This is a genomic window from Ralstonia sp. A12 (genome assembly GCF_000801955.1).
GTDB lineage: Bacteria > Pseudomonadota > Gammaproteobacteria > Burkholderiales > Burkholderiaceae > Ralstonia.
The window spans coordinates 44,742-69,325 of sequence record NZ_JSZO01000009.1; the positions used below are offsets into that span (position 1 = coordinate 44,742).

Sequence of the window (24,584 nt, forward strand, 5' to 3'; positions counted from 1 at the left end):
TTATTTGCCGCCGCCGAACAGGCGTTGCAGAAAGCCCGGCTTGTTGTATTCGACGTAGCGCAGTTCCTTTTCCTTGCCCAGGAAACGGTCGATCACGTCGTGGTAGGCGTTGGCCACGTCGGAGCCTTCCAGGTGGATGGCGGGCAGGCCCTGGTTGGACGCCTGCAGCACGGCTTCCGATTCCGGAATCACGCCGATCAGCTTGATGCGCAGAATCTCTTGGATGTCGGACAGCGACAGCATCTCGCCCTCGGACACCCGCTTCGGGTTGTAGCGCGTGAGCAGCAGGTGTTCCTTGATCGGCTCCTTGCTTTGCTCCGCACGGCGCGACTTGGACGACAGGATGCCCAGGATGCGATCCGAATCGCGCACCGACGACACTTCCGGGTTCGTCACGACGATGGCTTCATCGGCAAAGTACATCGCCATCAGCGCGCCCGATTCGATACCGGCCGGCGAATCGCAGACGATGTATTCGAAGCCCATTTCCTTCAGGCCTTCGATCACCTTCTCGACGCCGTCACGCGTGAGCGCGTCTTTGTCGCGCGTTTGCGAGGCGGGGAGGATGAACAGGTTCTCGCACTTCTTGTCCTTGATGAGGGCCTGGTTCAGGTTGGCCTCGCCGTGGATCACGTTGATCAGGTCATACACCACGCGGCGCTCGCAGCCCATGATGAGGTCGAGGTTGCGCAGGCCAACGTCAAAGTCGATGACGGCGGTCTTGTGGCCGCGCAGCGCGAGGCCCGCGGAAAACGCCGCGCTGGTGGTCGTCTTGCCGACGCCGCCCTTGCCGGAAGTGACAACGATGATCTTGGTCATGGCTCGTATATCAAAAAGTTAAATCGCTCGGCGCACGGGGTGCGTCACTTCATCCGCAACGGTTCGAAAACCAGCGTGTTGTCCGTGAGCCGGACCTGCGCAGGCTTGCTGGCGTAGGCGTCCGGCCACGGGGTTTCGCCGGTGCGGTAGATGCCGGCGATGGAAATCAGTTGGGGCTCCAGGCACGTGCAGAAGATGCGCGCATCCAGGTTGCCCTTGACGCCTGCCAGCGCGCGGCCGCGCAGCGAGGCATACACGTAGATATTGCCCTCGGCGATCACCTCGGCGCCATCGCTCACGATATCCAGCACCACCAGGTCGCCACGCGCATAGATGCGCTGGCCGGAACGCAGCGGGCGGTCAATGACCATGGTGCCGGGCTGCATGGCCACGGCATCGACAGGGGGAGCGGAAGGGGCGGGTGCAGCAGCAGGCGACGGCGCTTCGGCGGCCTGGGCGTGCTCGGGCGCGTCCTGACCGTCCTTGGCATCTGCATCTTTGGCGTCATTCCCGCCGCGCGGGCGACGGCCGTGGCTGTCGAGCAGCGGCAAGCCAAAGGCCTGTGCCCATTCGGCCTGCTCGGGGCTGGCGACCACGCCGATCGCGCGGGCGCGCAGCGTGGTCAGGGTCTCCACCAAACGGTCGATGGGAAGGCGCTCGTCCTCGGCCAGGCGGCGCACGTCGACGGCGATCACGTCGTTGGAGAAGAACTCCGGCGTGTCGGCAAAGCGGCGCGTGAGTTCGGCGGCCAGGGCGTCCATGTCGGCGGTGCGCGGCGACAGCAGCAGGGCATCGACGGAGCCGCTGCGGATCTCGAACAGCGGCGCTTTCTTCTGGGACATAGAACGGCTACGCGGAAAAATGGGCTCATTCTAACGTTGTTGACGAAACGCCTTGGATTTTTTGACCCCGCCGATCCCCCATCCGGTGGAGAGCCGCGGCTGGTGCACGTCTTCGGCCGTAAGGTTCACACGGAAATGTCACCGGCCGGTCACAACTTCGTCACGCCCCCTTCCGATACTCGCCGCTTCTGCGCCCCCCGGCCCAGTCAGCAGTTCTCTCGCATTGCGCAAACGATCGCGCAAGCGCCTCGGCAGTTCGTAGTCCGCAGTCTGTAGTCCGCATACCAAAAAAAGATCTTCAGGGAGAAGTTCATGCGAGTCCGACCGTTGTACTCGGCGGCGTTGCCGCTTGCTGCGTTTTTGTCGCTGTCACTGGCCGCCTGCGGTGGCGGTGACGACAACCCCACCGCCAGCAATGGCGGCAACCCCACGCCGGCTGCCGCTGCCCCCACCGGCACCAAGGCCACGCTGGCCGTGCTGGAAACCACCGACCTGCACACCAATGTGCTGTCGTACGACTACTTCAAGCTGGCCGCTGACAGCTCGCTCGGCTTCGAGCGTGTGTCGACGCTCATCAGCCAGGCGCGCACGCAGTTCCCGAACACGCTGCTGCTGGACAACGGCGACACCATCCAGGGCACCGCGCTGTCGGACTACCAGGCCATGGTGAGCCCGGTCACCTGCAACCAGACGCTGGCGATCTACAAGGTGATGAATGCGGCCAAATACGACGGCGGCGGCATCGGCAACCATGAGTTCAACTACGGCCTGCCGTACCTGTCGCAAGTCACTGGCAATACGTTCAATGTGAGCGGCATGCCCGACCCGTCTGCGCAGACCAAATGCGCGGGCCCGAACTTCCCGCAGGTGCTGGCCAACGTGATGAGCGCGAAGACCAACGCGCCGCTGTTCCAGCCGTACACCATCATCACCAAGACGGTGACGGCCACGGCACCGGATGGCAGCACCGTCAGCGCACCGGTCAAGGTCGGCATCATCAGCTTTACGCCGCCGGCCATCACGAGCTGGGACAAGCGCTGGCTGGACGGCAAGGTCTATACCGTCGGCATCAAGGAAACGGCCGCCAAGTACATCCCGGAAATGCGCGCGAAGGGTGCCGACCTGGTGGTCGCCATCTCGCACGGCGGGCTGGACAACTCGACGTACTCGCCGACGATGGAAAACGGCAGCTGGTGGCTCTCCACCGTGCCGGGCATCGACGCGATGCTGATCGGCCACTCGCACCAACTCTTCCCGGATGCGAACAGCACGGTCTACCAGTTCAACCTGCCGGGCGTGGACAAGGCCAAGGGCACGGTGAACGGCGTGCCGACCGTGATGGCCAACTACTGGGGCAAGCACCTGGGTGTGATCAAACTGGGCCTGACCTACAACGGCACGAACTGGGCCGTCGACAAGACGCAGACCACGGTGGAAGCGCGTTCGATCCAGAACGCCGACAAGACCTACGTGGCTGCGGACCCGGCTGTCTCCGCTGCGATTGCCACCGAACACCAGGCAACGATCAACTACGTGAAGACGCCGGTGGGCAGCACGGACTACCACATGAGCACGTTCTTTGCCGATGTGGGTGACCCGGGCGCAATCGAGATCGTCAACCAGGCGCAAGCCCAGTACGTATCGGACTACGTTCAGGCGAACCTGCCGCAGTACGCGACGCTGCCGGTGCTGTCGGTCAGCGCGCCGTTCAAGAGCGGCTTTGGTGGCGGCACGGACTTCACCGACGTGGCAGCCGGCCCGCTGGCGATCAACAACGCAGCCGACCTGTACCTGTATCCGAACACGGTCTACGCCGTGAAGGTGGCGGGCTCCGACATCAAGAACTGGCTGGAAACCGCGGCCAAGCGCTTCAACACCATCGACCCGACCAAGGCGACGGTGCAGAAGCTGGTGAGCACGTTCCCGGGCTACAACTTCGACATGTTCACCGACCCGAACCTGACGTACGAGATTGACGTCACGCAAGCCTTGGGCAGCCGCATCAAGAACCTGCAGTACAAGGGGGTGGCAATTGACCCGAATGCGCAGTTCATCGTGGCGACCAACAACTACCGTGCAAGCGGTGGCGGCAACTTCCCGGGCCTGGATGGCAGCAAGACGATCTACGCCTCGCCGGATGCCAACCGCGATGTGCTGATCAGCTACATCAAGAAGATCGGCAGCGTGAAGCGCGCAACCAACGGGTCGCAACGCAGCTGGCGCTTTACGAAGCTGGCGACGTCGGTGGCGCAGGTGCAGTTCTCGTCCGCTCCGGGCCGCATTGCTGACGCCACGGCAGCCGGCATCAACAACGTCACGCAGGTGGCGGCAGATGACGGCACCAACAAGGGCCTGGCGGTGTACCAGATCGATCTGACGCAGTAAGCAGCCATCAACAGGAACAAGCCATGCCTTCTCTTCGTTCCGCATGGGCCGCGTGGCCCAATACGCCGGCCGCAGAACCGACGCACCAGTCGACGCGCCAATCGGTGCCGATGCTGACGGTGGCTGCCGCATTGGCAGTCATCGTGGCGGTTGGTGGCTGGTTGTCGCACGCACGCCAGGCACCGGCCGTGGATGCCACGCAGCTGGAATCGTGGCGCGCGATGGTCGTGCAGGCGATGGAGCCCGAAGCGCTGCGGCAGTTGCGGCAGCTGGCACGCAGCGGTTCGGTACCCGCGCAGTCGGCACTGGGTGAAGCCTTGCTCAGCGCGCACGACGGCTCATTGCGTAACGAAGGGATGCGCTGGCTGGAGACAGCCGCCGAACCGGTCAACGGCGCAACACATGGTGCATCCGGCGATGTGTATGCGCAGCTCTCGCTCGGCAAGGCGCTGCTGCTGGGCACGGGTGGTGTGACGCGCGACTATCCGCGTGCGCTGCATCTGCTGCGCCAAGCAGCTGATAAGGACGATGCGGCGGCCGCGTACTACCTCGGCGTGATGTATCGCAGCGGTTACGGCACGGGCATCGACACGGTACAGGCGGCGCACTGGTTCGACCGCGCGGCACAGCACGGCATTCCGGCCGCGATGTTCATGCTGGCGAATGCGTACCGTGACGGCGACGGCGTACCGCACGACGAGGCACGCGCACTGGCGTTGTATCAGGACGCGGCTGAGCATGAACTGCCCGAAGCCGTGCAAGCCTTGGCGATGGCGTACCAAAACGGCGAACTCGGCCTCAAGCGCGATGACGCCGCGTATCACCAGCAGTGGATCGAAACGGCGCACGCGCTGAAACACCCGGCGCTGGCACCGTAACGCAACAGCAGTTTCAGTAAAGCCCTCGGGTCTGGGCGTGCAAGCGCACCAGACCCAGCAGGGCATCAATCTGCGGCGTCGGCACACCCACGTGCTGACCAATCTCCCGCACCGACGCCACCAGCGCATCGATCTCCAGCGGGCCGCGTCCAGCTTCCGCGTCCTGCAACATTGACGTTTTGAACGCACCCAACTGGCGTGTCACCGCGCTGCGTTCTTCACCGCTTTGCGCGATCGGGCAACCAATGCGCGCGCCAATGGCTTTGGCCTCTTCCATGATGGCCAGGCAGAAGGCGCTGACCTGCGGATCATCGAGAATCCGGTCGCACGTGGCACCTGTGAGCACCGACACCGGGTTCATCGTCATGTTGCCCCACAGCTTGAACCAGATATCGTGCTGGATGGCTTCGCTGCGTTCGATCTGCAAGCCGGCGCGCTCGAACAATGCGCTGGTCGCTTCCAGCCGCGGTGATGGGCCGCCTGCCGGCTCGCCCAGAATCAACCGCTTGCCGAAACCATGACGAACATGGCCCGGTGCAGACGTTGAGCAGGTCAGGTGCACGACGCAGCCGAGCACATTCCCTGTCGGAATCGCTTCGGCAATCCGGCCATGCGGATCAACCGATTGCAAACGCTGGCCTTCCAGCGGACCCGGCCGGTCAAAGAACCACCATGGCAGACCGTTCATGGCGACCACCACGCAAGTGTCCGGACCGATGAGCGGGGCGATGGTTTGCGCGACGCTTTCCATCGCCGGTGCCTTGACGGCGACGATCACGACATCCTGCACGCCGAGTGCCGTTGCATCGTTGCTCGCGTGAACGGGCACGGTGTGTGTGGTGCCGTCTTCGGTCAATCGCAGGCCCTCTGTGCGCAACGCCTCCAATGTCGCGCTGCGCGCCAGTACGTTGATCGATTCACCAGCCAGCGCGAGCTTCGCGCCCAGATACCCGCCGACAGCGCCGGCGCCCACGATGCAGATGCGTGTCATGTGCTTGGAAACAAATCAGGAGCGGTAAGAAGGATCGATGCGATCGATGGTGCGGGTCAGCGCCGCAAACACATCTTCGCCTGCACCGAAGCTCGGGTTGAACTGCAATGAGTCGCGCGTGCAGTTGCGCGCAACGGCATCGGGAATCTCAAGCACCGCGCCCATCGATGTGGAAGCCAGCTGGATCTCGCAGGCGCGGTTGAGCAGCCACAGCACGGCAAATGCTCGCGCAATCGAATCACCCCACGCAAGCAGCCCGTGGTTGCGCAGGATCACCGCCGGCTTGTCGCCGATGTTCTGTACCAGGCGCGGGCCTTCATCGGCATGCACGGTGATGCCCTCGAAGTCGTGATACGCCACCTTGCCGTGCAGTTGTGCCGCATAGAAGTTGCTGATCGACAGACCGTCACGCGCGCAGGCCACGGCCATGCCAGCGGTGGTGTGGGTGTGCATGACGCAATGCGCGCCGGGAATGCCGGCGTGGATGGCCGCATGCACCGTAAAACCCGCCGGGTTGACTGGCCAATCCGGTTGGCCTGCTGCGCGCTGTACGTTGCCCTGCAGGTCGATCTTCACGAGGTTCGACGCGCAGACCTCGGCATACGTCAGACCAAATGGATTGATGAGGAAGTGGGGGCCGCCATCGTCGGGGGTGCCGTCTTCAGGCGGCAGGCGCAGCGTGATGTGGTTGTAGATCAGCTCGGTCCAGCCGAGGTGCGCAAAGATGCGGTAGCACGCCGCCAGCTTCACGCGCGCGGCCCATTCACGCGGGCCGCACCATGCGGGGCGATGGGCCTGGATGTCCGATCCGGCATCGGGATTGAGCGAAAGCACCGTCATGACCTGTCTCCTGGTCGTGGCGCCGGTCGAGTGACCAGCGCCTGGCTGCTTCACATGTTAATGAAATTGCGCCGAACGTCAAACCACGTTACACCCATTCGCTGCTAGGGCAGTTGGTTGCGCAGAATCACCAGCCACTGCATGACGGAGTTGGTGTACGGATCCACCTGGTTGGCGTCGTTCAACTCGGTGATGCTCATCGCCGCCGATTGCTGCACGTTGCCGCCGATCGATTTGACCTCATGACGAACCGGATCGAGTTCGACCACGAGATCGCAGTGCATGGGGGTCATGCCAGAACGGATCTCGGCCGGGTCGGTCATGAACCGGTCGGCTCCGCGTGCGGTGCAGATCAGGTCGCCAGGGCGCGGCACAGCCGGTGTGCGTTCCAGCACGAAGGCCGGATGCCTGAGCAGGTGGTCACGCGCATCGGTCACGTATTCGGCATGCGTGGCACCGGTGAGGAACTGGTCGTTCTGCAGACCGGCCTTGCGCATGATCCATGAGATGAACACCGCAGACCACGCCCAACCGCCGGTGGTCAGCTGCTGGCAGGTCGGTGTCTTGCCGACGATGGCCCAGTAGCGCTTGGCCAGTACGCAGCCGCGTGCGGTGGCTTCACCACCGGTACCGTCGGGGTAACGCAGGCAGGGCGCGGGCGGTGGTGCCGCTACAGCGGTAGCTTGCGGCTTCGACAATGGCATGTCGGTGCCAGCCTCTTCATCAAGAGGCGGGGGCATTGGGTCGTCTGGCGTCAACCAACGGCCTTGCGGCTGGTCAGGGAAACCGCCACCCGTCACGCAGTACGTATCGTCGCGTCCCACACGCACCACTTGGCGTCCCCAACGATCCCATTCAGTCAGCGCAATCTCGATCATCTTCTGGCGCGATGTAGCACCGGGCGTGGTCTGCACGACTTCGTTATCGGGCAGCGGCTCTGCTTGCGGGCGCGCAGGCGGCGTCGTACAGCCTGCAAGCCAGACGGCAGGTGCAATCAGAAGAACCGGAAGAGCGAGGCGCAGAACGCGCTGGAGGGGGCGGGGCATGTGTGGGAGGGTCATATCAGGCCTGATGGGGAGACAGGCCCTCCGACGTGGTACGCCAGCGCTGCGGGCTGGTCACGCATGCATTGGCATGCCACGTCGTTGGCGAGAGACCAGACAGGCTGGTTCACGCCAAGGTCGTCATCACCTTAGGCGTTGACGGCGTCCTTGAACTTCTGGCCGGCCTTGAACTTGACGGTCTTGGCGGCTTCAACCTTGATTTCTTCGCCGGTGCGCGGGTTACGCGCCATACGCTCGGCACGCTCGCCCTGGCTGAAGGTACCAAAGCCGATCAGGCTGACCGCGTCACCCTTGCCAACGGATTCCATGATGGCCGCGAGCGTCACGTTCAGTGCTTGCTCGGCCTTGGCCTTGGTCAGACCGTCTACGCCGCTGGCGATGGCGTCGATCAGTTCGGTTTTCGTCATTGCTTGACTCCCTTCAAGAGTAGATAAAACAAACATCGGAGCCTCCGGGGGGCGGCTCCAAGGGCGACATGATACCGGCATGCGCTTGTCGCGGGCATGTGTGCTTTGTAACGGCGCATGGCGCTCAGGTTCCGCAAACCCGCATGGTGCTTGCCTTGCGAGGCGGGGCCATCACATCGGATTCACACATTGTGTTTGGCTTTTGGGTCTCGTCTGTTCTTGATGGATAGAAGCGACGCAAGTCGATCGATGGGTTTACCTTTTTCTTTATGTATACAGATAGTAGTAGTAGATAACGGTGGATATCTTCTGTGGATAACCACAAAAAGCGCTTTGCGTTCAATGACTTGCGGCAAGCAAAACCACTTGCACAGTGTGTGCCCTGACGTGGATGACTTGCGGGTTTCGCCAAACCCCCTGTCGGCAACCGCTTCACTTGTGCCCACACCATCGACAGGGCAGCCACAGACAGCCCACATCCTTTACCGGTAGTTATCCACAGCGGCAGGCCGGGTTATCCACACGACTTATCCACATCGGTTATCCACATGGGATGGGTTGCATGGGGTTGCAGCACGTGTCGAGTCGCCATGCTTTTGGTGTAGGCTCACGGCTTCGCTGATCGACGTTTTTTGCTTTTGCCCCAACGCCTTATGACACGTACGTCCCCTGATGCCACGCCGGCTCTGGTTGAGTCTTCGCCTGCGCCGGAAGCCCCGGCCAAACTGCGCCGCCGTGATCGCATCGAGGTGCGTGAGTCGGGCGTGCACGGGCGTGGCGTGTATGCCGTCGCACCGATCGCCAAGAACAAGAAGATCATCGAATACAAGGGCGAGCACATCTCGTGGAAGGAGGCGCTGCGCCGCCATCCGCACGACCCGACCGACCCGAACCACACGTTCTACTTCAGCCTGGAAGACGGCAGCGTGATTGACGCCAAGTTTGGCGGCAACCGGGCGCGCTGGATCAACCACGCCTGCAAGCCGAACTGCGAGGCGCGCGAGAAGGACGGCCGCGTCTTCATTCACGCGTTGCGTGACATCGAACCCGGCGAAGAGCTGTTCTACGACTACGGCCTTGTCATCGAAGGCCGCCAGACCAAAGCGCTGAAGGAACAGTTCGCGTGTCGCTGCGGCGCGAAGAAGTGCCGCGGCACGATGCTGGCGCGGCCCGAGAAGAGCAAGCAGAAGTAAGTCGAGGGTCCGTCGCTCAGACGGACTCGCTCACCAGGGGCAGGCGCAAGACGAAGCGCATCACGCGGTGACCTTCGCGCGCCACGGCATCATCAATGGCGACCGTGCCGCCATGCAGGCGCACGATGTCATGCACGATGGCCAGGCCCAGGCCGCTGCCTTGCGGTTGACCGGGCAGATGGTCCGCATCGCCACGGAAGAAGCGCTGGAACACGTCGCCACGGCGCTCGGGCGGAATGCCCGGGCCATTGTCTTCTACGCTCACCACGCCCCACCAGCGCGAAGCTGCATCGGCTTCGATGCCGGCGCGCAGGGTGACACGCCCACCCGTCGGCACGTACTTGATCGCGTTGTCGAGCAAGTTGTTGATGGCTTCGCGCAGCAGCACGGCATTGGCTAACACTGGTGCTTGCAATGACCCTGGCGAGGCGGCTTCCTGTGGCCAGGCCTCGAAACCCAGATCCAACCCGCGCGCCAGCGCACGCGGCACCCATTGCGCGCCGGTATCGAAAGCAAGGGACACCAGGTCGACCCGCGTCGGCGGCCCAAGTTGATCGAGTGTCATGCCCGGCTCGGCGCGCGCCAGTGTCAGCAACTGGTTCGACAACCGTACCGCGCGGTTGGCACCCGACTGCAGTTCCAGCAACGCGGGCCGGGCATCTTCCAATGTCTTGGCGTCGACAGCGCGATCTGCGTGCAGCTTCAATGCCGTGAGCGGCGTGCGTAGCTGGTGCGCGGCATCGGCGATGAAGGTGCGCTGCGCTTCCAGGGCATCGCGCAGGCGGGCCAGCAGCGCATTCATCGCGTTGATGAGCGGTTGCAGTTCAGCCGGCACGCGCCGCGCAGAATCGGGCGGCAAGGGCGTCACCGATTGCGCGCTCTGCTTGTTGAGCGTGTCGGCCAGCGTTTGCAGCGGCTGCAGCTCTTCCTTGAGCACCAGCGAGAGGATCAGGCCGCCAACCGCCAGTAGCACGATTAGCGGAATGGATACCGACAGCAGCACTTCCTTGGCCGCGGTATCGCGGTGGTCGAGCAGTTCCGCCACTTCCACGACGATGCCGTTCTCCGGTTGGCCGGCATAGGGCGGTGTGACTGGGTTCAGCGCGGGGGCAGTCTGTGCCTGTGTAGGGGCGAGGGCAGGGCGCGTGACGTCGTCTTCCGGGTCGGGCGGTGCGGGCTGGCGCGGTGAACGCGGCTTGGGGATTTCAGCGCTGACGCTTGGCACCAGCAGATGCACGGCACGCACCTGTTTGCCGTCGACCCAGCTATAGAACACACGCGCTTCCCCAATACGAACCTGACCCGAGCCATAGCCGAGTACCGTGTCGCGTCCGGCCAGGGTGCCGCTGGGTCCGGCAATGCGCCAGAAGACACGGTCTTCGCCGCCGTTCTGCACGAGCGTCTGTGCAGTCAACTCGATGTCGTACAGCTTGGCGGCCGGCACATGCGGCCCCGCAATGCGGATTTGTTCCGCCAACGTATTGGCCACGCCTACCAATGCGCGGTCGAACACCTGTGTGGTGTAGTGCGCCGCCAGCCAATACGACAGTGCACCGGTACCGACTACCAGGCCGAACAGCGGGGTCGCCAGCGCGCGCAGCAGGTGCAGGCGCAGGCTGACGGCAATGTCGGCAGATGCCCCCGTTGCTGGAGCAGCCGAATCGCGCGAGGCAGTGGGCCGGTGGCGCTTGAACATGAGAGAAAGGCTAGGCCGCCGCGCCGCGTGCCTGCAGCAGATAACCGAAACCGCGCACGGTGACGATCTCGGCGTTGGAATGTTCGATCTTGCGGCGCACGCGATGCACATACACCTCGATCGCCGTGTCGCCCACGACGTCGTGGCTGGCCTCACCAATGGCGTGGCCAAAGCTGGCAAGGTGGTCCTGCAATTGCACCTTGCTGACCACACGGCCCTGTCGCAGCATCAACAGCTCCAGCACCGCGAACTCGCGCGGCGACAGTTCCAGCGGTGCCGCTTCGACGAAGATGCGCCGCTCGCTGCCGCTCATGCGCAACCTGCCAACCAGGATGTCAGGGCGCGCCATCGGTTCGGTCGGGTCACTGCGCCGGCGCAGCAGCGCCTGCACGCGGGCCACCAGTTCGAGCATTTCGAACGGCTTGAGCAGGTAATCATCTGCACCGGCGTTTAGGCCGCTTACCTTGTCGAGCAGGCCATCGCGTGCGGTCAGGATCAGCACTGGCGTGGCGCGGTCGCGCGCCCGGAACTGCGACAGCAGCGTCATGCCGTCGATGCCCGGCAGCCCGAGGTCGAGAATCACCAGATCGTGCGTTTGTTTGGCGAGTTGCTCGGCGGCAAATACACCGTCGTGCACCGCATGCACGCGATGCCCGGCCTGGGTGAGCCCAGCGTGGATGCCGCTGGCAATGGCGCAGTCGTCTTCAATCAGCAGGATGCGCATGGAATGCGGTCCCTAAATCGGAATGAGGTGGAGGCAAGAAAAGGGCAATCGGCACCGATGGCGCAGCGCTACAATGCGCGGATGACCGATGCCCTGCTCACCATCACCGACCTGGAGGCCGCCATCAACTTCTGGCGCGCCCGTTCGCCCGCCGAGGGCGAGGAATTGCGGCTGTGTGCCGAGGCGTCGGCGCTGGCCAAGCCGTATGCGCTGATGATTGTACAAGGCGCCACCCGCATCGCACCTGAGCAACTGGGCGACAAGGCGCGGGCGGCGTATGAGGCGTGGCGCGCCGCAGTGGGCGCGTAGCTCGGTACTCGGCTGGGGTTACTTCGCGCCGGTGTTCTTCGCGGCCTGCTCGATGAAGCGCGCGAGATCGGCGTCACGGTGCGTGAGCCCGTTCGCATCATGCGTGGACAAGGTGATGTCCACGCGATTCCACACGTTGAACCACTCCGGGTGGTGATTCATCTGCTCGGCTTTCATCGCCACGCGCGTCATGAAGCCGAACGCGGCGTTGAAATCGGCAAAGGTGAAGGTCTTCTGGATGGCGTCGCGGTCGCTCTGCAGCGTCCAGCCTGGCACTTCGGCAAACAGGGCCTTGCGTTGGTCTTCGTTCAGGGTAGGCATCATGGTTTCCAGCGGAATGTGGGTGTGAATGCGCGCAGTATAGTCAGCGCTCAAATATCCGCCGTGTCTGCCCAACCTTCGCGGTTGCCAACGTTCAGTACCAGATCCCCGTCCACCACATCGCCGGCACCAATGGTCGGCAGCGCAGCAAGTTCTTCATACAGCGGCGTGAAGTCCGGGCGCGTGGCGTCGAACAACTGCTCGAAGCTGTCGATGGTGAAGTAGGTCTTCTGGAAGGTGTCGATGCGATAGCGCGTGCGCATGATGCGGCGCACGTCAAAGCCGATGCGGTTCGGGCTGGCGGAATCCAGCGCGTACACCGATTCACTCTTGCTCGACACGATGCCCGCACCGTAGATGCGCAGACCGGCCGGCGTGCGGATCAGACCGAACTCCACCGTGTACCAGTACAGGCGCGCCAGCATGTCGAGCTGCCCGAGGCGTGCCGCTTTCAGGCCGCCCTTGCCGTAGGCTTCCATGTAGTCGGCAAAGATCGGGTTAATCAGCAGCGGTACGTGGCCGAAGATGTCGTGAAAGCAATCCGGCTCTTGCAGGTAGTCGAGTTGGTCCGGGCGGCGCATCCACCAGCTGGCAGGGAAGCGGCGGTTGGCCAGGTGGTCAAAGAACACTTCGTCCGGCACCAGGCCCGGCACAGCGACGATCTGCCAGCCGGTGGCGCGCATCAGCGTTTCATTGAGCTGGTCGAACGACGGCACGCCTTCGCGGCTCATGCCCAGCGTCGACAGGCCTTGCATGAATTCATCGCACACACGGCCCGGCAACAGGGCTTCCTGGCGGTCGTACAGGGTGCGCCAGGTGGCGTGGTCGGCGGCGGTGTAGCGGTGCACCGGCTGCTGCATGGTGAAGTCAGCACGCAGCGTCTGGCCGTCCAGGCCGTCAGCAAATTGTTCGCGCAGCTTGTCGGTCAGGGTGCCGTTGAAGCCGGCCGGGGCCGCGTTTTGGGCAGCGTCGGGGGCGGTGGTTGCGATGTCCATGGGTAATGTCGATCGGGTGGAATCAGAGTCCGGCCAGTGTATTGGCGAGGCCACGCGGATTGGCCGCAAAACGATCGCGCGTTGCACGTCATTTGCAGATTTCATGCAAAATTGAGGCCATCAACGCAGGAGATTTGCATGATTTCTCTGGATAGCTTCGATCTGGCCCTGCTGGCGGCCCTTCAGCGCGATGGCCGTGCGACCCACCAGCAGCTTTCGGAACAGGTGCATCTGTCGGCCAGTCAGGTTGGGCGGCGCCTGGCGCGCCTTGAATCCGAAGGGGTGATCGAAGGGTATCGGGTGGTGCTCTCGCCGACGGGGCTGGGGCTGGGGGTGACGGTGTTCGCCAGCGTCAAGCTCGCCCACCACGGCGATGCCATCGTCGAGCGCTTTCACGAAGAAATCAGCCTGCTCGACGCCGTGCAGGAGTGCTATTCGGTGGCTGGCGATGCGGACTACATGCTGCGCGTGGTGGTGCCGGATCTGCCGGCGCTGTCGGAGTTTGTGATGCGCAAGCTGATGCGCGTGCCGGGTGTGGACAATGTCCGTTCCAACATCGTGCTGACCGCGCTTAAGCGCGATGGTGCGTTGCCACTATCCCACCTTGGTGGGTAGGAATTTGACCTTCGCGCGCCTTGCGCCAGGGTGCGCGGCGTGTCACGCTGCAAGCCGACGATCACTTTGCTGCAGTTGAATAGCCTGTCTTGGGCGGGAGACCACGATGGTTGAAGGACGCACCACGCATCCGGCGCACGCGCTGGCGCATCTTGCGGGCGGCTACGGCATGCCGGCACGGGTTCGTGCGTGGTGGGTGGCCGCAGCCATCGCGGGTGTGACTTATGGCGGCATGCTGACCATGGTGGCCGTGGAAGTGCCGCCTGGCACGCCGCTGGCCGGCCGCATCGCCTTGCAGCCGTTGTGGAAGATGCTGATGGCGCTGCTGCTGGCACGTGCCGCGGCGCTGCACGAGGTGCCGCGCGAGCGTCGTTGGCTGATCGGCGCGATGATCTTCTCCGCGCTGGGTGACCTGTGGCTGGCGCTGCCGGGTATTTCGTTCTCGTTCATCGCCGGCCTGGGCAGCTTCCTGGTGGCACACCTGTGCTATCTGCGCGTACTGGTCGGGCTGCGCGGGGCCTCGTCGCCCATCCGCCTGATCGGGGTGGGCGCCATGATCGGCGTGGCCATCGGCATGCTGCTCTGGTACTGGCCGGGCCTGGGCGAGATGAAGGGGCCGGTCATTGTCTATATGGTGGTGCTGTCGTCGATGGTGTGCGCGGCCTTGCTGGCGCGCTTGCCTGGACCGCTCACGGCATGGGGGGCGCTCGCGTTTGCTGCCTCGGATGCGATGATCGGCATCAGCATGTTCGTCTTTCCGTTCACCGACCATGAGCTGGCGATCTGGTGGAGTTACGCCGGTGCCCAGCTTCTCATCAGTGCCGGGCTGCTGACGCGTCGCTCGCCGCCGCCGCGCCGGGTTGTTCCGGCGTAATTGGCGCAACCGGCGCAGCAGGCCCATCCCCCCGTTTCCATCCGCTGCAGGAGCCCCCGATGCTGCAGACTCTCGACGCCGCCGCCACGGCGGTTCGCCTGCCTTACGCTGCGCTGGCCGATGCCATCGCCCAGGTGTTGCGCGATGCGCGTGCGGGCCGGGCCCAGGCGCCCGCGCGATTGGTGATGCCGGTGCCTGGTCCGGGCAGCCTGCTGCTGATGCCCGCGTCCAACGCCGACATCGCCATTACCAAGATGATCACCGTGCATCCGCACAACCCGGCACGCAGCCTGCCAGCCATCCACGGCGAGGTGGTGGTGATGGATGCACAGACCGGCGTACGCCGCCTACTGCTCGACGGCCCGACCGTGACCGCGCACCGCACCGCAGCCGTGTCACTGCTGGCCGCGCGCCTGCTGGCACCGGAGCCGGCGGGCGATTTGCTGCTCATTGGCGCAGGCGCCCAGGCACGCGCGCACTTGGAGGCGTTCCGCTTCGGGCTGGGCACACGGCGTGTGACCATCATTGCGCGCACGGCGGACAATGCCGAGGCACTCACTGCCCATGCACGCCAACTCGGCATGGACGCGACGGCACTGGCCGGTGGCGATGCAGCGGGCGTAGCGCAGGCCGCCCGCGCGGTGCTGCCGCAAACATCGCTGGTCATTACCGCGACGCCGTCGGCGCAACCGGTATTGCCGGATCTGGCCGGCCCAGATCACCCGGATGGCTACGCCTGGAGCCCGCATCACTTCATCGCGGCGGTGGGTGCGTTTCGGCCCGACATGGCGGAATTGCCGCCGCGCCTGTGCGTGCAGGCGGCAGCGGGCAATCGGCTCTACGCCGATACGCTGGTCGACCTGGAAGTCGAAGCCGGCGACTTGCTGCAGGCGGGGGTGCCGTGGTCACGTGTGCGGCCGCTACAACAGTGCGTCGATGCGCCGCAAGACACACTTGTGCAGGCAGCGCCGGTGTTGCCGGTGGTGTTCAAGAGCGTCGGCAGTGCGTTGTGGGATCTGGCCGCGTGCGTGCTGGCGCTGTCCAAATCCAAGCCTGTTTAAAAACTGGGTATGTGCCCGAGACGCCCGCAGCAGGCCATTCGAGCGTGGCGCTTATAACAGGAAAACTCTAGAAAAAGGGTTCTAGCCAAGGCAATCACACGGGATAATGGCCGTCCCTTCCGCCTGGGAGGAGACTTAGAACGCACCAGCAAACGTTCAAATCGCGTTTGCGCCGGATGCGTCTCAACAGGAGCACATACAGAGATGGCCTATAAAAAAGCACTGGCGGCCGCCGCCGGGATGATCCTCGCCACCGCCGCGCACGCACAGGCTGCCGGCAGCAACATCGTCAGCGCTGGCTGGTTCCGCGTCATGCCGAACAGCTCGAGCGACCCGCTCTTCGTGAAGAGCTTCAACGGCGCGCCGATCAACCAATCGCAACCGGGCACCGGCGCCAAGATCCAGGAAGCCGATACCCTCGGTCTGGCCTTCACGCACTTCTTCACCGACAACTTCGCTGTCGAACTCGTGGGTGGCATTCCGCCGCGCCATAAGATCGAAGGCACGGGCTCGCTCTCGGGTTACGGTGAAATCGGTTCGGCCAAGCAGTGGAGCCCGGCCGTGCTGGCCAAGTGGTACTTCTTCAACGCTGACACCAAGCTGCGCCCGTACGTTGGCGTGGGCTTGAACTACACGTGGTTCAGCGATGCCAAGATCACCAACAGCGCATTCCAGAACCAAGTGCTGGGCCGCGGCACGCCGGGCAGCACGAGCAGCGTGTCGACCGACAGCTCGCTCAACCCGGTGCTGAACGTGGGCGCAACCTACGCCATCACCAAGGACTGGTTCGTTGGCCTGTCGGTGTCGTATCTGCCGCTGAAGACCACGGCGACGATCGACACGACGCTGATCAACGGCGCGCGTATCCAGAGCGAAGCGAAGATCAAGATCAACCCGGTCGTGACCTTCCTGAGCGTCGGCTACCGCTTCTAAGCCGGTTCAGCGCAAACAAAAAGGCGTGCCACTGCGGCACGCCTTTTTTGTTGCCTGTGCGGCTCGGCTCAGGAAGCGGCGGCGGCGATGGACTTGACGCCCGAGGCGGTCTTCGGGCCGGGAAAGCGCTGCAGTACGCCCAGCAACAGCACGTCGACCAGCAGTTCGAGATGCGGGCCGGCATCGATGCGCGGGATCCACGGGTCGTCGCCCGTGGCGATGCGCAGTGAGGTCATGCCGTGCAGGCCTTCCCACAGCAGTTGCGTGACGAGGTGCAGGGCGTCTTCATCCGCCTGGATGAAGCCTTCGGCTACCAGCTCGGCAGCCATGCCGTAGACAAAGCAATACGGGTCTTTGTCGGGGTTGCCGAATTCGAGCGTGGACGTTTCGATCGGCGCGGCCGGGCGCTGCTCCATGAATACCAGCGCGTAGTGCACGGGGTGCTTCAGGCCGTAGCCGACATAGGCGCGGGCCACCCGGCGCATGCGTTCGAGCGCGTTGCCGCCCTCGGCTGCAGCCTGCTGCATCAGCTTGTTGAGCTTGAGCAGGTCTTCGTCCATGGCCTGGGCGATCAGCGTGGCCTTGTCGCCAAAGAGGGCGTAGACCACGGTGGTTGAGAATCCGGCTTCTTCGGCCACTTTGCGCATCGTCAGTTCACGCGCGCCGCCGCGCAGCACGAGCTTGCGCACCACCTTGAGGATGTCCTTGCGCCGCTGGTCAAGCTCGCGCTGCTTGCGCTCGTGCAGGTTGCTGCTGCTGGCCATGTGTTTGAAGCCTGTCTCCCAATAGTGGGCTGATTCTAACCCGCCGACCGCCGCTGCCGGCTTGCTCCGGGCCGTCTCCTCCGTTTGAAACGCGTGCACGTCAGGGTGATCCCTGATTCAAGAACGTCGTTTTCTGTACAGAATTGCGTTACTAAAAAAAACAATGTTATTTCCACAAGGAGAAGACCACCGTGAAGAGGACGACGCAGATCGCCTGCATGGCGCTGCCGCTGGTTGCGGGCAGCGCATGGGCACAGACTTCGGTGCAGTTGTACGGGTTGGTGGATGCTGGTGTCCGCTATGAGACCCATGGTGTGTCGTACGGCGATGACGGCACGCCCATCGGCACCGGATCGAAGCTCGGCATGACCAAGGGCGGCGGCATGACCGAGAGCTATTGGGGCATCAAGGGCAACGAGCAGATCGGCAGCGGCCTGAAGGGCATCTTCCAGCTGGAGAGCCACTTCGATCCGTCCAGCGGCCGGACCTGGCCCAAGGGCGCGGCGGAGTTCTTCCAGATTGCGTATGTGGGGGTCGAATCGTCGTCGCTCGGGCAACTCACCTTGGGCCGGCAGTACAACGTGGTGATGGAGGGCATCACCATGGTCTACGGCTCCAACCTGTGGGCCGGTGGAGACCAGGACCAGTACGCCAACCTCTTCAAGCCCGAACACACCATGATGGCGGGCAGCAAGACCAACAACATGGTCCACTATGGCGCGCAGCTTGGCGATGTGGTGGTGCTGGCCCAGTACGCGTTTGGCGAGCAGGCCGGTGCCGCGAGCCAGGGCAGCCAGTTCGGCGCCTCGGTGGCGTACATACCGGAGGCGGGGCCGGTCAAGCTCAGTGCATCGTTCCTGCGCACCAAGGACGATTTCACCAACGCGACCTTCAACGTCTACACCGCTGGCGGGCAACTGGCACTGGGCGGCCTGACCGTCAACGCCGGGTACATCGAGAACCGGCGCGGCAACAGCTTCACCTCGTTCTCGGCGGGGCCGTTCAGCCCGACTGATCTGGCGGGGCTGGGCATCATCTCCGCCGATCAGACCGTCGACCCAACGCTGCCCGGCGGCTTCAGCAAGCGGCGCATGACTTTCGGCGGCGTGAGCTATCGCATCTCGCCGGCCTTTACGGTGGCGGCCAACGCGTGGTTCACGCGCCAATCCGGCTACACGCCGGCGTTTGACGGCTCGGCCAACCAGTATCAGTTGATCGGTGGCTACTTCCTCTCCAAGCGGACGATGCTCTATGCGGAGGTCGACTACTCGCACTACAAGGGCGGGCTGGTCGGTGCGCAACTGGTTGGGCTGAACGCGCAGGGTCCAACGCTTTCCAGCTCGCAGATCGGCACGATGATCGGCATGCGGCATACGTTCTGATGAAGCGAATTCTTTTCTCTCTCGTTGGGTTGGCTGCCGCGTTGTGCTTATCAGCATGCGGCAGCGATGCACCCGCGGTGCCTGACGCCGCAGCGGTGCAGCGTGCCGAATCACTGCGCCCAGCCAATACGGCGCTGGCCGCGCAGTACGAACGCGCGTGCATGACCTGCCATGCGGTGCCCGGCAGCGGCGCACCGCTCACGGGCTTCACTGAGCACTGGAAACCGCGCATGAAGCAAGGCATGGGCACGCTCGTGCACCACGCTATCGACGGCTATCAGGCCATGCCCGCGCGTGGCCTGTGTGCAGACTGCACCGAGCAGGACATGCGCGCGCTCATTGGTTTCATGGCAAACGGCAAGGACACATCGCATGACTGATACGCAATCGCCGCGGCGGCAGGATCGCCGCACGGTGCTCAAGGCGGGGGCGGGCGTGGCAGCTGCGCTCGCGCTGGGGGGACAGGGCCGGCTGGTGCGCGCCGCCAGTACACCTGTGGCGACATCGCCGTCCACCGCCTCCACGCCTGCTGCCAGCCCGACGGGTTCGCGTCAGCGTTGGCAGAACTGGTCGGGCATCCACACCTGTCAGCCGTCGGCCATCGACACGCCGGCAGACGAAGGTGAGTTGGCATCCCTGCTGCGTGGCGCTGGCCCGGGCGTGCGCTGCGTGGGGGCGGGGCATTCGTTCACGGGGCTGGTGCCGACCGACAGCACACTCATCTCACTGGACCGCATGTCGGGCGTGATCTCGGCGGATGCCGCGCGTAACACCGCCACGCTGCATGCCGGTACGCGCCTGGCACTGCTGTCGCGTCAACTGGATGCGCAAGGCGTGGCGATGCGCAACCTGCCCGACATTGATGCGCAGTCCTTTGCTGGTGCCATTGCCACGGCCACGCACGGTACGGGCCGCACGCTGCAAGCGCTGCATGCCGATGTGATTGGCATGCGCCTGATGACACCCGACGGCAACGTGATCGAATGCAGCGAGCAGCGCAATCCGGAACTGCTGTCGGCCGCGCGGGTTTCGCTGGGCTCGCTCGGTGTTGTCACCCAGGTCACGCTGCGCACGGTGCCGTCGTTCAACCTGCACCGTCGCGTGTTTCTCAAGCCGTTGCAGGCGATGCTGGATGAGGCCCCCACACTGGCCAAGCAGCATCGCAACTTCGAGTTCTACTACCTGCCGTTTACCGGCTACGCAGCGGGCATCACGCACGACCTTTACGAAGCCGGCGATGTGCTGACACCGCACTCTGCCGATGAAGACATGCTGCGCGACCTGCGCCGCCTGCGCGACTGGCTCGGGCGCTTCCCGCAACTGCGCCGCTGGGTGGCCGCCAAGCTGATCGACGTGAACCAGACGGAAGACGCGAAGAACCGTTCATGGAAGCTGCTTTCCACGCAACGCCCGACGCGCTTCAACGAGACCGAGTGCCACGTGCCGCAGGAGCAGGGCATTGCCTGCGTGCGTGACGTCATCGCCAAGCTGGAGACGCGCAACGAGGTGTTCTTCCCGCTGGAGTTCCGCTTCGTGAAAGCCGATGACGCGTGGCTCAGCCCGTTCCACGGGCGCGATAGCTGCTCGATTGCCGTGCACGCGGCGCAGGGCGAGCCGTTCGACTACCTGCTCTCCGAGATCGGCCCGATCTACCGCAAGTACGCGGGGCGGCCGCACTGGGGCAAGTTGCACGACGTGAGCCCGGCACAACTGGCGGCACTGTATCCGCGCTGGGGGGACTTCCAGGCGCTGCGCCGCTCGCTTGATCCGCAGGGGAAGATGCTCAACCCGTATCTGCGCAAGCTGTTCGGGGTGGAGCATGGCTAACCGGCGGCGGTTTCTTCTGGCGGCGGGCGTGGTGGCCGTGGGCGGTGCGGTGGCGCTGCGCCCGGGCGATCACGGTGGGCCGCATGGGCCGTACTTCGCAAGCTTGTCGGCGGCGCTCGCGCGTGCGGGCATCGCCGTGCCGGTCATGGTGATTGATCGGGCGCGCATGCGTGCCAACGCCGCGCGTGTCGTGCGCAACATCAACGGGAAGATGGCGCTGCGGCTGGTGGCCAAGTCGCTGCCGTCGTTGCCGTTGCTCGATGCGCTGATGCAGCTGACGCACACGCGGCGGCTGATGGTGTTCAACCTGCCATATCTGCAGTTGCTCGCGGAGCAGCGCCCGGATACCGATCTGCTGCTCGGCAAGCCGATGCCCGCACGCGCCGCACACACGTTCTATGCCGAGTTCAAGGGCGGTGCGTTTGATCCGGCGCGGCAACTGCAATGGCTGGTCGATACGCCAGCGCGCCTGGCCGAGTACCGCGAACTGGCGCGCGCCGGCGGGCACCCCGTGCGCGTGAACATCGAGATCGATGTGGGCCTGCATCGCGGTGGCGTGCGTGAAGACCACGTCTTGGTCGACATGCTCAACATGATCGCCGCCGAGCCCTTGCTCGTGTTCGGCGGGATGATGGGCTACGACCCGCACCTGGTGAAGATTCCCGATCTGCCCGGCGCACGCGCGGGGGCCGAGCGCGATGCCAAGGCGATCTACACGCGCTTTCGCGAGATGGCGCTGCGCACGCTCAGGCCGGCATCGCCCGAGACGCTGTGCTTCAACGCGGCGGGCTCGCCAACGTACCGCATGCATGACGGCAGTGGGGCAGCCAACGAAGTGTCGGTTGGCTCGGCCATGGTCAAGCCGAGCGACTTCGATACGCCCCTGCTCGATGACCTGCAGCCCGCTTCGTTCATTGCCACGCCGGTGTTGAAGTCCGGCGGTTTCCTGCTGCCTGACGGTGCGGAAGGCATTGGCCGCGCCGCCACCGCGTGGGACGTCAACCAGCGCCACGGCTACTTCATCTACGGCGGCAACTGGCTGGCCGATCCGATATCACCGCCGGGACTGTCGGCCAGCGGGCTGTATGGCAATTCGTCGAATCAGCAGGTGCTGGTGGGGTCGGGCACACAAGGTCTGCAGCCGAACGATTTCATCTTCTTGCGGCCGCGCCAGAGCGAGGCGGTGTTGCAGCAATTCGGCGAACTCGTCGTCGTGGAGGAAGGCAACACACTGCACCGCTGGCCGGTGATGCCCGCGATGCCCTGAACGTTCAACGCGTCAACTGTCGGAGGCCATCATGATCGATCGCAGGACATGGAAGCAGGGGGCGGTGTTGTCAGCCGCATTGCTGGTGTTGGGCGGATGTGGTGATGATGGCGGAGGGGGCGCGGCGCCGGTGGCGGCGGCAGCCACGCGGTCCGTGCAGAGCGTGGCGCAGGCCGCGTCGCCTGCGGCCTACAACATCGGCACGGGCATCAGCGACATCACGGGCGAGGCAGCCGAGGCCGGCATGTTCGGCTACTCGAAGATCGATCAGAAGACTGGCGGCATCCACCTGCGGCAGCATGCCCGCGCCTTCATCATCGAAGACCCGAGCAGCAAGCAGCGCGTGGCGATTGTGGTGACGGAAACCGGCGCTGTCATGCAGGGTGTGCAGCAAGCGGTGCTGGCCCGCCTGAAGGCACGCTACGGGGCGCTCTACACCGATGCCAACGTGCTGCTCACCGCCACCCACACGCATGCGGGGCCCGGCGGTTTCTCGCACTACGCGCTGTACAACCTGAATGCGCTGGGCTACCTGCCGCAGACCTTCAACGCTATCGTCGACGGCATGGTTGAAGCCATCGTGCAGGCGCACGACGACGTGAAGCCCGGTGAGATCGACTTCAACCAGAGCGAGCTGCACAACGCCAGCCGCAACCGCTCGGCACCGGCGTTCCGCGCGAACCCGGCGGCGGATCGTGCGGTGTTTCCGGAAGAGATTGATCCGCTGGTCACGCAACTGACCTTCCGCCGCGCGGGTCAGGCCGTGGGGGTGCTGAACCTGTTTGCCACGCACGGCACCAGCATGACCAACAACAACACGTTGATCAGCGCAGACAACAAGGGCTACGCCGCCTACCACTTCGAGCACGACGTGATGGGCGTGCGCTACCTCGAAGGCAAGGGCTTCGTGGCCGCATTCGCGCAGACCAACGCGGGCGACATGACGCCTAACCTCAATCTCAAGCCCGGCAGCGGGCCGACCGAGAACGAGTTCGACAACACGCGCATCATCGGCGAGCGTCAGTTTGGCGTGGCGAGTGCATTGCTGAATGCGCCGCCGACGCCGCTGGCGGGCGGGCTGGATGTGCGGCAGCGCTATGTCGAGATGGGTAACGTTACGGTGGAGCCCACCTATACCGGCGATGGCCAGCGGCACACCACATGCACGGCGGCCATCGGCACCACGCTGGCAGCCGGTAGCACGGAGGATGGGCCCGGCCCCGGCGTCGCGCTGGAAGGGCAGAGCAACCCGTTCCTGGCCGCGCTTGGCGGCTTGCTGTTCACGATTCCGGATGACCTGCGCAAGTGCCATGCGCCCAAGGAGCTGTTCGTACCCACCGGCCTGATGCGGCCCGTGCCCTGGACGCCGCCGGTGCTGCCGGTGCAGTTGGTACGCATCGGCCCGCTGTACCTGGCGGCGGTGCCGGCCGAGCTGACGATCATGTCGGGCTACCGCATCCGCCGCCAGTTGGCGCGCACGCTCAGCACGGATATCCACAACGTGCTCGCGGTCAGCTATGCCAATGCGTACTCGCAGTACGTGACCACGCCCGAGGAATACGACGTGCAGGACTACGAGGGCGGCAGCACGCTGTTCGGCAAATGGACGCAGCCGGCTTACATGCAGGAGCTGGATCGCCTGGCGCAGGACATGGTGCAAGGCCGCCCCACGACGAACACGCTCACGCCCGCAGACCTGAGCCGGCAGCAGATGACGTTCCAGACCGGTGTGGTGCTCGATGCGCCGCCGTTGCTCCACCAGTTTGGCGACGTGAAGACCGATGCCGCCGCGCAGTACACGGCAGGCCAGACGGTGAACGTGGTCTTCGTGACCGGCCATCCGAAGAACAACCTGCACCGCAACGACACCTTCGTGCGGGTGCAGCGTCTGGTGGAGGGTGCGTGGAAGACAGTGGCGGTGGATGGCGACTGGTCGACGCAATACCGCTGGAAGCGCGTGTTCGGGGCCGAGTCTGAAGCGCAGATCAGTTGGGCGATTCCGCCGGGCACGCCGGCCGGGACCTACCGCATCGTGCATCAGGGCGATGCCAAGAACCTGCTGGGGACCATCACGTCCTTCACAGGCACATCGCGGTCGTTTGAGGTGAACTGAGGGGGCGTTGGGCGGCGCATCGGCCGCCCATTGCTTTGCCTTAGGCGACGGCCTTGACCGGATAGCCGGCCTGCTCGATGGCGGTCTTTACCGCATCGGTGCTGGCGCTGCTCGTTACAGCCACGGTCTGCTTGGACAGATCCACCTGCACGCTGGCCGCGGCATCCACCTGTTGCACCGCGCGGGTGACGGCAGAAACACAATGGCCGCAGCTCATACCTTCAACAGAAAACGTCGTCATGGTTCGGGCTCCTGAATCGAAAGAGAAGAGGGGAGAGGGACAC

At 64.4% G+C, this 24,584-nt stretch carries 25 protein-coding genes; 13 read left to right on the top strand and 12 right to left on the bottom strand.

The window, feature by feature from the left end; all coding sequences use genetic code 11:
* Positions 1-819 (bottom strand): septum site-determining protein MinD, encoded by an 819-nt coding sequence (gene minD / locus PI87_RS13430; protein ID WP_039598221.1) that lies wholly within the window; start codon positions 817-819, stop codon positions 1-3.
* A gap of 44 nt (positions 820-863) precedes the next feature.
* On the bottom strand, positions 864-1,661 hold the full coding sequence (gene minC / locus PI87_RS13435; RefSeq protein ID WP_039598222.1) for a septum site-determining protein MinC: 798 nt from the start codon (positions 1,659-1,661) through the stop codon (positions 864-866).
* A 312-nt stretch (positions 1,662-1,973) separates the two neighbouring features.
* On the opposite strand from minC, the gene PI87_RS13440 reads away from it, so the two are divergent.
* Complete coding sequence (locus tag PI87_RS13440) at positions 1,974-4,046, top strand: bifunctional 2',3'-cyclic-nucleotide 2'-phosphodiesterase/3'-nucleotidase (protein WP_039598223.1); 2,073 nt, start codon at positions 1,974-1,976, stop codon at positions 4,044-4,046.
* Between the two features lie 23 nt (positions 4,047-4,069).
* A complete protein-coding gene (locus tag PI87_RS13445; RefSeq protein ID WP_039598224.1) occupies positions 4,070-4,924 on the top strand; it encodes a tetratricopeptide repeat protein in 855 nt (284 codons plus the stop codon).
* A 13-nt stretch (positions 4,925-4,937) separates the two neighbouring features.
* On the opposite strand, the gene PI87_RS13450 is transcribed toward PI87_RS13445, so the two are convergent.
* From PI87_RS13450 to PI87_RS13465, 4 genes are all read right to left on the bottom strand, one after another.
* On the bottom strand, positions 4,938-5,915 hold the full coding sequence (locus PI87_RS13450) for a 2-dehydropantoate 2-reductase (RefSeq protein WP_039598225.1): 978 nt from the start codon (positions 5,913-5,915) through the stop codon (positions 4,938-4,940).
* Between the two features lie 15 nt (positions 5,916-5,930).
* Positions 5,931-6,755, bottom strand: a complete 825-nt coding sequence (locus tag PI87_RS13455) for a class II aldolase/adducin family protein (protein WP_039598226.1) — start codon at positions 6,753-6,755, stop codon at positions 5,931-5,933.
* A gap of 104 nt (positions 6,756-6,859) precedes the next feature.
* Positions 6,860-7,801, bottom strand: coding sequence for a DUF2272 domain-containing protein (locus PI87_RS13460; RefSeq protein ID WP_039598227.1), 942 nt, complete (start codon positions 7,799-7,801; stop codon positions 6,860-6,862).
* 146 nt (positions 7,802-7,947) lie between these two features.
* On the bottom strand, positions 7,948-8,226 hold the full coding sequence (locus PI87_RS13465; protein ID WP_021197116.1) for an HU family DNA-binding protein: 279 nt from the start codon (positions 8,224-8,226) through the stop codon (positions 7,948-7,950).
* A 653-nt stretch (positions 8,227-8,879) separates the two neighbouring features.
* Here PI87_RS13465 and PI87_RS13470 point away from each other — a divergent pair.
* A complete protein-coding gene (locus tag PI87_RS13470; RefSeq protein WP_039598228.1) occupies positions 8,880-9,419 on the top strand; it encodes an SET domain-containing protein in 540 nt (179 codons plus the stop codon).
* Positions 9,420-9,435: 16 nt separating this feature from the next.
* On the opposite strand, the gene PI87_RS13475 is transcribed toward PI87_RS13470, so the two are convergent.
* On the bottom strand, positions 9,436-11,115 hold the full coding sequence (locus PI87_RS13475) for a sensor histidine kinase (RefSeq protein ID WP_039598229.1): 1,680 nt from the start codon (positions 11,113-11,115) through the stop codon (positions 9,436-9,438).
* Between the two features lie 10 nt (positions 11,116-11,125).
* A complete protein-coding gene (locus PI87_RS13480) occupies positions 11,126-11,839 on the bottom strand; it encodes a response regulator transcription factor (RefSeq protein ID WP_039598230.1) in 714 nt (237 codons plus the stop codon).
* A gap of 81 nt (positions 11,840-11,920) precedes the next feature.
* Between PI87_RS13480 and PI87_RS13485 the strand changes: the two genes are divergently transcribed.
* Positions 11,921-12,148, top strand: a complete 228-nt coding sequence (locus tag PI87_RS13485; protein ID WP_039598312.1) for a DUF3717 domain-containing protein — start codon at positions 11,921-11,923, stop codon at positions 12,146-12,148.
* Between the two features lie 18 nt (positions 12,149-12,166).
* Here the strand turns inward: PI87_RS13485 and PI87_RS13490 are convergent, their stop codons facing one another.
* Both PI87_RS13490 and phhA read right to left on the bottom strand, forming a co-directional pair.
* The gene (locus PI87_RS13490; RefSeq protein ID WP_039598313.1) at positions 12,167-12,472 is read right to left on the bottom strand and encodes a 4a-hydroxytetrahydrobiopterin dehydratase; all 306 of its coding nucleotides are present in this window, start codon (positions 12,470-12,472) and stop codon (positions 12,167-12,169) included.
* A gap of 47 nt (positions 12,473-12,519) precedes the next feature.
* Positions 12,520-13,464: a phenylalanine 4-monooxygenase gene (phhA, locus tag PI87_RS13495; protein ID WP_039598231.1), complete on the bottom strand. Its 945-nt coding sequence runs from the start codon at positions 13,462-13,464 to the stop codon at positions 12,520-12,522.
* A gap of 138 nt (positions 13,465-13,602) precedes the next feature.
* Here phhA and PI87_RS13500 point away from each other — a divergent pair, with 138 nt between their 5' ends.
* From PI87_RS13500 to PI87_RS13515, 4 genes are all read left to right on the top strand, one after another.
* Positions 13,603-14,079 carry an Lrp/AsnC family transcriptional regulator gene (locus PI87_RS13500; protein WP_039598232.1) on the top strand — a complete coding sequence of 159 codons (477 nt, stop codon included), beginning with the start codon at positions 13,603-13,605 and terminating at the stop codon, positions 14,077-14,079.
* A gap of 106 nt (positions 14,080-14,185) precedes the next feature.
* Positions 14,186-14,953: a lysoplasmalogenase gene (locus tag PI87_RS13505; RefSeq protein WP_039598233.1), complete on the top strand. Its 768-nt coding sequence runs from the start codon at positions 14,186-14,188 to the stop codon at positions 14,951-14,953.
* Positions 14,954-15,012: 59 nt separating this feature from the next.
* The gene (locus tag PI87_RS13510) at positions 15,013-16,014 is read left to right on the top strand and encodes a delta(1)-pyrroline-2-carboxylate reductase family protein (protein WP_039598234.1); all 1,002 of its coding nucleotides are present in this window, start codon (positions 15,013-15,015) and stop codon (positions 16,012-16,014) included.
* Between the two features lie 204 nt (positions 16,015-16,218).
* A complete protein-coding gene (locus PI87_RS13515; protein ID WP_039598235.1) occupies positions 16,219-16,947 on the top strand; it encodes an OmpW/AlkL family protein in 729 nt (242 codons plus the stop codon).
* Between the two features lie 68 nt (positions 16,948-17,015).
* On the opposite strand, the gene PI87_RS13520 is transcribed toward PI87_RS13515, so the two are convergent.
* Entirely contained in the window at positions 17,016-17,711 is a 696-nt protein-coding gene (locus tag PI87_RS13520) for a TetR/AcrR family transcriptional regulator (protein ID WP_052321530.1), read from the bottom strand.
* 191 nt (positions 17,712-17,902) lie between these two features.
* Here PI87_RS13520 and PI87_RS13525 point away from each other — a divergent pair, with 191 nt between their 5' ends.
* From PI87_RS13525 to PI87_RS13545, 5 genes are read left to right on the top strand one after another with little or no spacing between them, the layout of a single operon-like run.
* Entirely contained in the window at positions 17,903-19,093 is a 1,191-nt protein-coding gene (locus tag PI87_RS13525) for a porin (RefSeq protein WP_039598236.1), read from the top strand.
* A complete protein-coding gene (locus PI87_RS13530) occupies positions 19,093-19,473 on the top strand; it encodes a c-type cytochrome (RefSeq protein WP_039598237.1) in 381 nt (126 codons plus the stop codon). The genes PI87_RS13525 and PI87_RS13530 overlap by 1 nt, the downstream gene beginning before the upstream one ends.
* The gene (locus PI87_RS13535; protein ID WP_039598238.1) at positions 19,466-20,920 is read left to right on the top strand and encodes a D-arabinono-1,4-lactone oxidase; all 1,455 of its coding nucleotides are present in this window, start codon (positions 19,466-19,468) and stop codon (positions 20,918-20,920) included. The genes PI87_RS13530 and PI87_RS13535 overlap by 8 nt, the downstream gene beginning before the upstream one ends.
* Positions 20,913-22,187, top strand: coding sequence for an alanine racemase (locus PI87_RS13540; protein ID WP_039598239.1), 1,275 nt, complete (start codon positions 20,913-20,915; stop codon positions 22,185-22,187). Before PI87_RS13535 ends, PI87_RS13540 begins: the two co-directional genes overlap by 8 nt.
* A gap of 31 nt (positions 22,188-22,218) precedes the next feature.
* Positions 22,219-24,300 carry a neutral/alkaline ceramidase gene (locus PI87_RS13545; RefSeq protein ID WP_084209957.1) on the top strand — a complete coding sequence of 694 codons (2,082 nt, stop codon included), beginning with the start codon at positions 22,219-22,221 and terminating at the stop codon, positions 24,298-24,300.
* A gap of 40 nt (positions 24,301-24,340) precedes the next feature.
* On the opposite strand, the gene PI87_RS13550 is transcribed toward PI87_RS13545, so the two are convergent.
* Positions 24,341-24,541 carry a heavy-metal-associated domain-containing protein gene (locus tag PI87_RS13550; RefSeq protein ID WP_039598240.1) on the bottom strand — a complete coding sequence of 67 codons (201 nt, stop codon included), beginning with the start codon at positions 24,539-24,541 and terminating at the stop codon, positions 24,341-24,343.
* Between the last annotated feature and the right edge of the window lie 43 nt (positions 24,542-24,584).

Excerpts from the sequence above, each read along its gene's own strand:
- PI87_RS13550 (WP_039598240.1), bottom strand. The coding sequence starts at position 24,541 with ATGACGACGTTTTCTGTTGAAGGTATGAGCTGCGGCCATTGTGTTTCT.
- PI87_RS13515 (WP_039598235.1), top strand. The coding sequence starts at position 16,219 with ATGGCCTATAAAAAAGCACTGGCGGCCGCCGCCGGGATGATCCTCGCC.
- PI87_RS13480 (WP_039598230.1), bottom strand. The coding sequence starts at position 11,839 with ATGCGCATCCTGCTGATTGAAGACGACTGCGCCATTGCCAGCGGCATC.
- PI87_RS13475 (WP_039598229.1), bottom strand. The coding sequence starts at position 11,115 with ATGTTCAAGCGCCACCGGCCCACTGCCTCGCGCGATTCGGCTGCTCCA.
- PI87_RS13485 (WP_039598312.1), top strand. The coding sequence starts at position 11,921 with ATGACCGATGCCCTGCTCACCATCACCGACCTGGAGGCCGCCATCAAC.
- PI87_RS13465 (WP_021197116.1), bottom strand. The coding sequence starts at position 8,226 with ATGACGAAAACCGAACTGATCGACGCCATCGCCAGCGGCGTAGACGGT.
- PI87_RS13460 (WP_039598227.1), bottom strand. The coding sequence starts at position 7,801 with ATGCCCCGCCCCCTCCAGCGCGTTCTGCGCCTCGCTCTTCCGGTTCTT.
- PI87_RS13530 (WP_039598237.1), top strand. The coding sequence starts at position 19,093 with ATGAAGCGAATTCTTTTCTCTCTCGTTGGGTTGGCTGCCGCGTTGTGC.
- minD (WP_039598221.1), bottom strand. The coding sequence starts at position 819 with ATGACCAAGATCATCGTTGTCACTTCCGGCAAGGGCGGCGTCGGCAAG.
- PI87_RS13535 (WP_039598238.1), top strand. The coding sequence starts at position 19,466 with ATGACTGATACGCAATCGCCGCGGCGGCAGGATCGCCGCACGGTGCTC.
- PI87_RS13500 (WP_039598232.1), top strand. The coding sequence starts at position 13,603 with ATGATTTCTCTGGATAGCTTCGATCTGGCCCTGCTGGCGGCCCTTCAG.
- PI87_RS13445 (WP_039598224.1), top strand. The coding sequence starts at position 4,070 with ATGCCTTCTCTTCGTTCCGCATGGGCCGCGTGGCCCAATACGCCGGCC.
- PI87_RS13440 (WP_039598223.1), top strand. The coding sequence starts at position 1,974 with ATGCGAGTCCGACCGTTGTACTCGGCGGCGTTGCCGCTTGCTGCGTTT.
- PI87_RS13490 (WP_039598313.1), bottom strand. The coding sequence starts at position 12,472 with ATGATGCCTACCCTGAACGAAGACCAACGCAAGGCCCTGTTTGCCGAA.
- PI87_RS13505 (WP_039598233.1), top strand. The coding sequence starts at position 14,186 with ATGGTTGAAGGACGCACCACGCATCCGGCGCACGCGCTGGCGCATCTT.
- PI87_RS13520 (WP_052321530.1), bottom strand. The coding sequence starts at position 17,711 with ATGGCCAGCAGCAGCAACCTGCACGAGCGCAAGCAGCGCGAGCTTGAC.
- PI87_RS13510 (WP_039598234.1), top strand. The coding sequence starts at position 15,013 with ATGCTGCAGACTCTCGACGCCGCCGCCACGGCGGTTCGCCTGCCTTAC.
- PI87_RS13540 (WP_039598239.1), top strand. The coding sequence starts at position 20,913 with ATGGCTAACCGGCGGCGGTTTCTTCTGGCGGCGGGCGTGGTGGCCGTG.
- PI87_RS13450 (WP_039598225.1), bottom strand. The coding sequence starts at position 5,915 with ATGACACGCATCTGCATCGTGGGCGCCGGCGCTGTCGGCGGGTATCTG.
- minC (WP_039598222.1), bottom strand. The coding sequence starts at position 1,661 with ATGTCCCAGAAGAAAGCGCCGCTGTTCGAGATCCGCAGCGGCTCCGTC.
- phhA (WP_039598231.1), bottom strand. The coding sequence starts at position 13,464 with ATGGACATCGCAACCACCGCCCCCGACGCTGCCCAAAACGCGGCCCCG.
- PI87_RS13455 (WP_039598226.1), bottom strand. The coding sequence starts at position 6,755 with ATGACGGTGCTTTCGCTCAATCCCGATGCCGGATCGGACATCCAGGCC.
- PI87_RS13470 (WP_039598228.1), top strand. The coding sequence starts at position 8,880 with ATGACACGTACGTCCCCTGATGCCACGCCGGCTCTGGTTGAGTCTTCG.
- PI87_RS13545 (WP_084209957.1), top strand. The coding sequence starts at position 22,219 with ATGATCGATCGCAGGACATGGAAGCAGGGGGCGGTGTTGTCAGCCGCA.